This window comes from Salinibacter sp., from assembly GCF_036626415.1.
GTDB lineage: Bacteria > Bacteroidota > Rhodothermia > Rhodothermales > Salinibacteraceae > Salinibacter.
Genome location: NZ_JAZKRW010000128.1, coordinates 1 through 8119, shown reverse-complemented (window position 1 = coordinate 8119; position 8119 = coordinate 1). Strand labels below are relative to the sequence as shown.

At 65.5% G+C, this 8119-nt stretch carries 4 protein-coding genes; all 4 read right to left on the bottom strand.

All coding sequences use genetic code 11. The features are described from left to right. The coding region (locus V5A20_RS11850; RefSeq protein ID WP_332316614.1) for an NTP/NDP exchange transporter at positions 1–1360 on the bottom strand (1360 nt) is incomplete at its 3' end. A gap of 134 nt (positions 1361–1494) precedes the next feature. After that, positions 1495–4212: an Npt1/Npt2 family nucleotide transporter gene (locus V5A20_RS11845; protein ID WP_332316613.1), complete on the bottom strand. Its 2718-nt coding sequence runs from the start codon at positions 4210–4212 to the stop codon at positions 1495–1497. A 165-nt stretch (positions 4213–4377) separates the two neighbouring features. Next, complete coding sequence (locus V5A20_RS11840) at positions 4378–6168, bottom strand: hypothetical protein (RefSeq protein ID WP_332316612.1); 1791 nt, start codon at positions 6166–6168, stop codon at positions 4378–4380. Between the two features lie 69 nt (positions 6169–6237). After that, positions 6238–7539 carry a BamA/TamA family outer membrane protein gene (locus V5A20_RS11835; RefSeq protein ID WP_332316611.1) on the bottom strand — a complete coding sequence of 434 codons (1302 nt, stop codon included), beginning with the start codon at positions 7537–7539 and terminating at the stop codon, positions 6238–6240. Positions 7540–8119 lie beyond the last annotated feature (580 nt).

Genomic DNA, 8119 nt, shown 5'->3' with positions numbered 1-8119 from the left:
AGGCCCCCACGAACGCGGGCTCGTCGGCGTCTTTGCGCGCCTCGTACTGGCGACCCAGGAAGCGGATCACGAAGATCCAGGCCCCGAGCAAGACGGCGACGGCCAGCGACAGCCAGCGGGCGTCCGTAATCACGAGCGCGGTGAGTCCCAGGTTGAGGGCCACCGAGGCCACCTTGGCGGCCCGCTGCACAAACATGTCGATGAACGACTTCGCCTTGTACTTTTCGTCCTGTGTCGTGGGGGTATAAAGGGCCTCCTTGGCCGACTGGTTGATCGAGTAGTTGAGCGCGTTGTCGCTCACGGACATGAACCCGACGAACATGAGGCTTGGGAGCAGGACGAAGCCGACGGTGCCGCCGAGGATGGCGAGCGGCAGGAACAGCAGGGCGACCTTCACGCTGTATCGCTTCATCACGAGCGACGTCAAAAACAGCTGCACCCCGATCGACACGAGGCTGGTGGCCTGCCCCACGAGGCCAAAGAACGCATCTCGCTCTGCCCCGTCCGTAATCTGCTGCTCGACGAGGACGGCCAGCTGAAAGTCGACGATGTTGGAGACCATCTCGTAGAGCCCCAGCACGGCGGCAATGCTGAGCAGGTACTTGGACTGCACCACGAGCTTGCCCCCTTCCAGAAAAACGCTTTCCTGCTCCTCCTCGAGCACGGCCTCGTCGTCTGGACAGCAGGGCGCCTTGGGGTCTTCCCCGCATTTCCCGCACTCGCGCCGATGGATCCAGACGGCCAGGGCGCCGATGAGGGCGGTGGGGAGGATGCAGGCGAACACGAGGGTCGACCGGCCCGCCTGCTCCACGAGGCCACTCACCACCGTCGCCCCGACGAAGCCGCCCACGACACCGCCTAGCCCCACGATGCCGTACAGGCGCTCCGCCTCGTCGCCCGTGTTCAAGTCATTCGCGAAGGCCCAAAAGGTGGCGACCATGACCGTGGTCCAGATGTCGCCCGTCACGTAGAAAGACCAGACGGCCGTGTCCCCCAGCGCCTCGATCTGGGTGATCACGCTCCCGAAGAGAAGAAAGAGGGCCCCAAATATCCCGCAAAAAATGACGATCAGGTGATGCCGGGCGTAGCGCCGGACGAGCCACGTGAAGAGTCCCACCACGGCGAACGCCACGACCATGTTCAGCACCTTCCCCAGCTGCTCCGCCTGCGCCCCCGACAGGACCCAGCCGGCGAGGTGGATCGGGTTGTCCCCGAAGTAGCTGATCACGAGGCCGCGCTTGATGGGCTTGAGCACCCAAAAGATGGCGATGACGAGGAAGAAGTAGGTGGACAGCCCCAGTGCCAGTGGCCATTCTCCGGGCCGGATGTCAAAAAACTCTTTGCGGAGGCGCTCGATCATGGCAGGTCCGTGTCGTCGTAGGGGAAAGGAGCCGGATCAGGCACCCGGGGCGGCTGTTGTTCGGGGCCCGGAGCGGGGCCGGCCCCGTCGTGCCGGGGGCGCGAGGACCCTTTGTCCCCGGGCGGCATCCGTCGTTACGATTGGGAGGCCGGCGTGGGCGTCGTTGCGGACGTGTCGGGGACTTCTTCAGGCTCCAGCATCGTGTCGACCTCCGCGTCGGCCCCCTCTTCCAAAAGAACCGTGAGCCGCGGATCATCTGCCGCGCGGAGATAGCGGGTCGCCGCGTCCCAGTCCCGTATTGCGTGATCAAAGAACTGGGCGCCCACCTCCACAATGCGGTCGGAGTCTGTGTCCTCCAGGAGCGGGAGGAGAAAGCGGCGCGTGTCGTAGTCGACCAGGTTGTCGACGAACTCAATCGCGCTGTCCTGAAGGGCCGGATCGGGGCTCGTGATGCCCAAGTACGCGTCGTAAATGTCGCGCTGGTCGTACCGGAGGCCGAGAAGGCGAAAAATGCGCTCCAGAGCTTCCTGCCGGAAGAGACGGAGCAGTGTCGGGTCCAGGGGAGAACGATCAGGAGCCCTTCCGTGCAGGTGAAGAACCTGGCCGAGGGCGGCGTAGTGCCGGGCTTCCTCTTCGATTGCTGCGTCCAAAACCTCGGGGTCGGACGACTCTGCCACGTTTTGATGCAGCTTGCTGAGGGCCCGGGTGATGGCGTGGCGCACCGGCACACACACCTTTCGAAGCCCCCGGACCAGAATCGACAGGGCGAACGCACCGGAGTGCTCCACAAAAATGGGAGGGATGCGCCGGCGCGTCTGAGCATCGAGGCGCGCGTCGACGAGGTAGTCGTACAGGGTGCCCAAGATGGGCGGATCGAAGGCGGCGAGGGCCTCGCGGGCGGAGGCCTCGAACGCGTCGTCGCCCAAGAAACGGATCAGGGGGTGAACGAACGACCGGTCGCCGGACATGCCCGCGGCTTGGAGGGCCGCGCGGGTGACCTGGGCCGACTCGTCTTCCAGGAGACGATGGAGCAGCTCACTCCGGTAGGGACGGTCGAGGACGCCCAGGAGCCGAGCCACCTGCGTACGAGTCTGTACCCCCTGCTCATCGTCGAGGCCCACCAGGCGGTGCAGGAGCGACTCAGACACGAGCCGATACTCTTCCGGGTTGCCCTCCGAAGCGATGAGGCCGACCATGGCGGCCTGCACGCGCGGATCGTCGTGCTTGAGGCCCTGCTGCAGGCGTTCTGTGCGGTGGTCCGTGTTCTGGCAGTACAGGTAGCGGGCCGCCTCCACCTGCACGTCGGGGTCCGGATCCCGTAGGGCCTCGGCCACCTCTGTGCCCACCTCCTCGACCTTACGGATCCGAAGCACCCGGAGCGTCTGGGCCCGAACGGCGGGGGCCGGGTGGTCGAGCAGGCACAGCAGCGCATCGACGGGCACGGGGCCCGACCCTTCTTCGAGCTGGCTTAGCGCCTGGAGGGCGTCCGCCTCGGCGCGACTGCAGAGCGAGTCGAGCAGCTCCTCGGTCTCCGGAGCAGGATCGTCGTTCTCGTCGGGCGTCTCGTAGCCCGTTTCCTGGCCTCGCAGCCGTGTGCGGAACTGGTCGACGTACGACTGGCGGGCCCGGTACGCAAGCACGCCCCACACCCCGATGAGGGCAAGGGTGACGAGACTCAGCATCTGGACGCTGAGCCCAAGGCTCGTGACCAGTCCCAGGAGGAGCACGCCGCCCAGCCCCTGCGCGCCCTGATCCACAAAGACGTCGATGAACACCTTGACCCGCTTTTTCTTTGGGAGCGGAACGGGCACGAAGAGAAGCTCTCGTCCGGTCTTGTCGATCGAGTGCTTCAGGCTCTGGCCGGACCCGCGCAGGAAGATGCCCGCGAGCAGGCCGGGCACGACCAGCATGCCCAGGCTGCCGAGGGCCAGGATGCCGGGCAGGACCGAGAGCGCTCCGCCGATCCCGACCACGCGCATCAGTCGTGGGGCAAGCAGAAACTGCACGACCAGTGCGATGACACTCACGCCTCCGTAAAACTGCCCCATGAAGGAGGTCAGGCCCGCCTCCGTGGGGTAGGCGCGGGCCGCCACGGTCTTAAACTGGTAGTCCACGAGCGTCGTCACGACCACCATCAGCGTGAGGATGCCGATGATCAACTGGATGTGGCGCGAGTCGCGGATGACCGACAGGGCCGACGCCTCACTTTTGGCCGTCTCCTCGGGGGACTTCTGCGAGCGGCCCGTGGGCGAGCCGTGCTGGGTCCGAATCCAGCGGGCGAGCACGGTGGCGACGAACAACACGCCACTGGCCACCCACAGCAGGTTTGCGCTGTTCATTCCAGCGGTGTCCACGAGGAGGCTCGTCACTTCTCCCCCCACGATGGCCCCAAGGATGGCCCCCGCACTCAGGACGGTGAACACGCGCTTGGACTGCGAGGAGCCAAACAGGGCGTTCGCCATCAGCCAGAACTGGGACGTGATCAGCAGCCCGTAGATGCTGACCCACGCGTAGAGGACGTACGAAGACCATTCGCCGCTCACGTCGAGCAGGCCCCGCAGTCCCACGAGGCTCAGGACAAGCAGGAGAGAGCCGCCGTCAATCAGTGCGCCGAGGCGAAACCGGTCGCCCGCCCGGGTGTGGAGGAGGGCCACGGGCACCACCACGACCGTCGTGAGAATAAAGACGAACGGCAGCTCGGCGGCGCCCCGAGAGGAGAGGAAGAGGCTGTCGCGCACTGGCTTCAACAGATACAGCGACACCAGCAGGAGCACGTGGTAGAGGGCCATCCAGAAGGCCAGCGTGCTCTCATCACGGCGAAGCCCAAACAGTGAGCCCAGGAGGCGCCCCATAGAGGGAGGGAGAGGCTATGGAAAAACACCAGACGCCTCTTCCTAACGCATCGGTCTCGGGATAGGTTTGTGCGGACGGGCGGACGGCCCCGTCGCCGGAGAGAGGACGACTGTCCCTGTGCGGGGGCGACCAGCGTGCCCCCTTCGGTCCCTTCCAAATGGGGGCTATTCTCGCTCCAGGCCCACGACCCGCGGCGCTCCGGACGAGGGGAGGTGAACATACACACGGGTTGGATCGCTCGTGGAGCCGTCGTGGCGGGTTCGGAGGTCAATGCGAACAACACGCTCGTCGGAATCTGAGCGATTGCGGTCGTCAAGTACGGTCCCAAGGGCCGTGTCATCCACCGTCAGCGGAAGTTGCGAGGACGCCGTGGTGTCGCGGGGCCCGAGGGGCGTGTCGCCGAGATGCATCCGGTACGCGTAGGTGCGAGCCTCGGCCCGCGCCAAGTTTCCCTCCACGGACAGGTCGTCGAACTGAAGACGTGGCGACGTGGACGAGGGCCCCGATCCGGCCTCGGCCACAGGGGCAGACGTGGTCACAGAGAAGCGGTCCAGTGGATTGACCCGGTCGAACCAGTATCGCCCGACTTTGTCTCGCCGCCTTTGAAGCACGTCGATCAGGTGCGCCTCCGCGGCTGGGGTGCTGATCTGCGCCGTTTCGACAATGGCCTCGATGTCTTCGTCGCTGAAGCTCATCACCAGCTTGGCGCCCCAGTAGCCGTCGCGGTCCGTCAGTTTCTCAAACGCGGGGTTGGGGTAGGTGGGCACCCACTCGCCCGGCGTGAACACGTCGGCGGGAAAATAGCCGACGGCCGAGTAGGGCGTCTCCCAGTCGTAGTGCCACCAGGGAAACCGGTACGCCCCGAGGGCCGGAAGGGCCGTCAATATTTTGCGCTGGTCGATGATGTAGGCCTGGCCGTAGATGGGCCGGTGGGGCTGCTGGGCATTTGCCCCCAGCGTCGATCCCATGTCCAGCAGGTAGTGCTTCACGTACTGCTCATCGGTGTAGACCGCCAGCGTGTTGGCGTGGCGCCGGTCGGCATCGTTGAGCCATGCAGAGAGCACGCGCAGCCCCCGCAGCTCGCGCCGCTGCTCGTGGCGCACGCGGTCGTTGGCGTCGCCCTCGCGCGTCCCCTGAAAGAAGATGGGACCGAGCGGCTCGCCTTCTACGAACTTGCTGGCGAGGCCCCGAATGGTCCCGTCCGGACCCCGGTCGTAGGGCTTCAGGAGGGCCCGCAGGTCTTCACGGGTCATGGGGCGGCGCCCGTCCTGGCCGTCGACCCTCGCATCATCGGCAATGCGGAGCTGATCCGGAGCGAAGCGGGTAATCGTATTCTGGGGCACATGGTACCCGGCCCCGTAGAAGATCTTGGTCGAGATCACTTCCGCCGAGGTCGTGAGCTCAGGCCATTCGGGCCCGTCCAGCTTAATCAGATACCGATCGCCCCGGGGGTCTTCGATTTCGAAGCCGCGGGCTGCCCCCTGAAACTTGCCGCTCGTGACGGTCCAGGGGCCCTCCTGAGACGGCCCGGCGGCCACCCCCGTCGTGTCGCGCTCGTTGGGGCCGATGGCGAGTTCGCGGGGCGACATCTCACTGTAGAAGTGGCGCCGCTTCCACCAGCTCGAGTTGGGCGGCTCGTCCAAGACATTCACGTTGTCGGCCTGGTCGGCGTCCGCCACGCCCAGTGCACGGCCCACCTTGCGCCCCGTCCAGTTCAGGTTGAGGGGCTTTTCAAGCTGGTGGAAAACGCTCATGTCGATCCGGTCCCAGTACATGCTTTCGAGCGTTTCCGCGGGGCGGTCCGTGGGACGGGTGTCCGGGTCCGTCGTCTGGATTGAACCCAGGGTGTAGGGCTTGCTGCTTCCACACCCGCTCGCGAGGAGAAGGACGAGCAGGCTTCCCCAGACGAAAGGAATCGATGAGAGAAAGGAATGCGAGCGGCCTGCTATGCGCATGGAGCGAACGGGCGGTCGGCGAACAGTGCAACAACAAAGTGCAACCACGAGAGGCGGGGGCCGCGGCGGCTACCGGGCCACGCGTCGGAAACTGGGATCCACGGTCAGGATGGTTCGGATGCCCTCCCGACTGCCGGCCACCTCAAACCGAAAACTGAGGCCCTTTCGGTTCAGAAGGTGCAGGCCGCCGCCATAGCTCCACTGAAACCGGTCGGCAGCCACGTCGGCAAACGAATCGAACACCTGTCCGGCGTCGACGAAGGCGAGCGCGTCGACGTTCGACCAGAGAGGGTACCGGTACTCGGCGTTGAAGACCAACGACCCATCGTTTTGGAACCGTCGGGACCGATACCCGCGCAGGGTGCTCTGCCCCCCCAGGTCCGGCAGCTGGAAGAACGGCACCGCCGATCCGCCGAAGAGGGGCTCCACCTGTTCGAGCCGGCCCCGCAGCGCCAGGCGGCGGGAGTCCGGGAAGAAGCCAACGGGCAGGTACTGACGCACCTCCGCCACGTAGCGGCCATACCGGAAGCGATCGCCCGTGAGGTCGTGGCTGTAATCGAGCTGAAGCAGGGCTTCGGTGCCGCGTGAGACACGGGGGGGCTCGCCGGTGTAATCCAAGCCGAAAATGACCCGGGACGTCAGGAGGTCGACCGTGCCGAGGCCGGGCGGTGCAGCGTTTGACAGCTGAGGTTCTTCCTCGTCGGTCTCCACGTGCTCGTACATGAGATCAAACTGCCCGCGGAACGCGCGGTCTGGGGGGGCGGTCCGGAATCCGGCCGTAATGTCCACTTGATCTTGCGAGAAGAGGGTCTCGTCTGCATCCCGGTCGCTGTTGTTGCCGTCCAGGTAGAACTCACTCTCAGGGTCGGACTTCAGGTTGGCCTTGATGTCGAAGCTGGACCCCCGTCCGATGGGAGTTGGAATGGAGTATGAGATCCCCCCCTCGAACGTATCGGGGCCCCCATACAGGCCTTCGATTCGGGCCGAGTGGTCGCTTCCGAACAGGTGATTGTCGTAGAGGGCGAGTCCGGCCAGAAACCCGGTCGGGCCGCCGAGCTCGACGATGGGCAAGACGCCGCGCGGCGGGCGGCGGCCCGCGAAGAGGTCGGGGAATCCTCGTTCAAGATACTTGACGCCCCAGCCCAGCGGTCGGCTCGCGGCGTGAAGGAGGTATGCAGGCGCGGCCAACACGTGGTAGGCAACGCTGCGAGAGGAGGTGTACGGCTCCGTCGAGGACGTAGTCGAGTCGCTCTTCGTCGGGGCCTCCGACGTCGAAGTTGAGGGCTGGGCAGCCAAGGGGGATGCCGACACGAACATCAGCACCACCAGTCCTCCGAGGACGGACTGCACAATCCGCTTCAAACGCTGCATGACCCTGAAAAATGTCTCCGTTGTGAGCACGAGTGTGCACCTGTCCCCGCGACGGCGCTTGTGTTGGGCCCGGGGGGCGGGCGTTACAGGGCGAGAGCACCGGAGGCAACCGCGGGCGTAACGGCCTGTACGTCTCGGGCACCCACCCGCCTTGCATCGCAGTCCCAGACGGCGAGCGCTCCCGCTGCCGGTCTGGTGAACTCCAGGCTGATACGCAACGGGACACCACCGCCGACGATCCGGAGCCGTCCTCCCGCCTCCATAACACCACGCCCCCACTCCCTGGGCCCTTCGTGGGTCTGGGAACACGCCCGGATTTTTGGATTTTTGATTGATCGCCTCCTAAAAAACGTGCCTGCGAGCCGGCACCACCGGAGACGGATCGCTTTCAATCCCAAACGACCCTCCACGCGGATGGCGCACTGCTACGGATCGCGATAAGAACCTGATGACCCTCGCCATATGCATTCATTTGCTGCCGCCATTGCTTCGCGCTCCGTCCGCCAACGCTGCGTCTGTCCGTGTCGCGTCGCTGCACTGACGTGTCTGGTTGCGTTGCTCGTAGGGGTGCCGTGTGCCC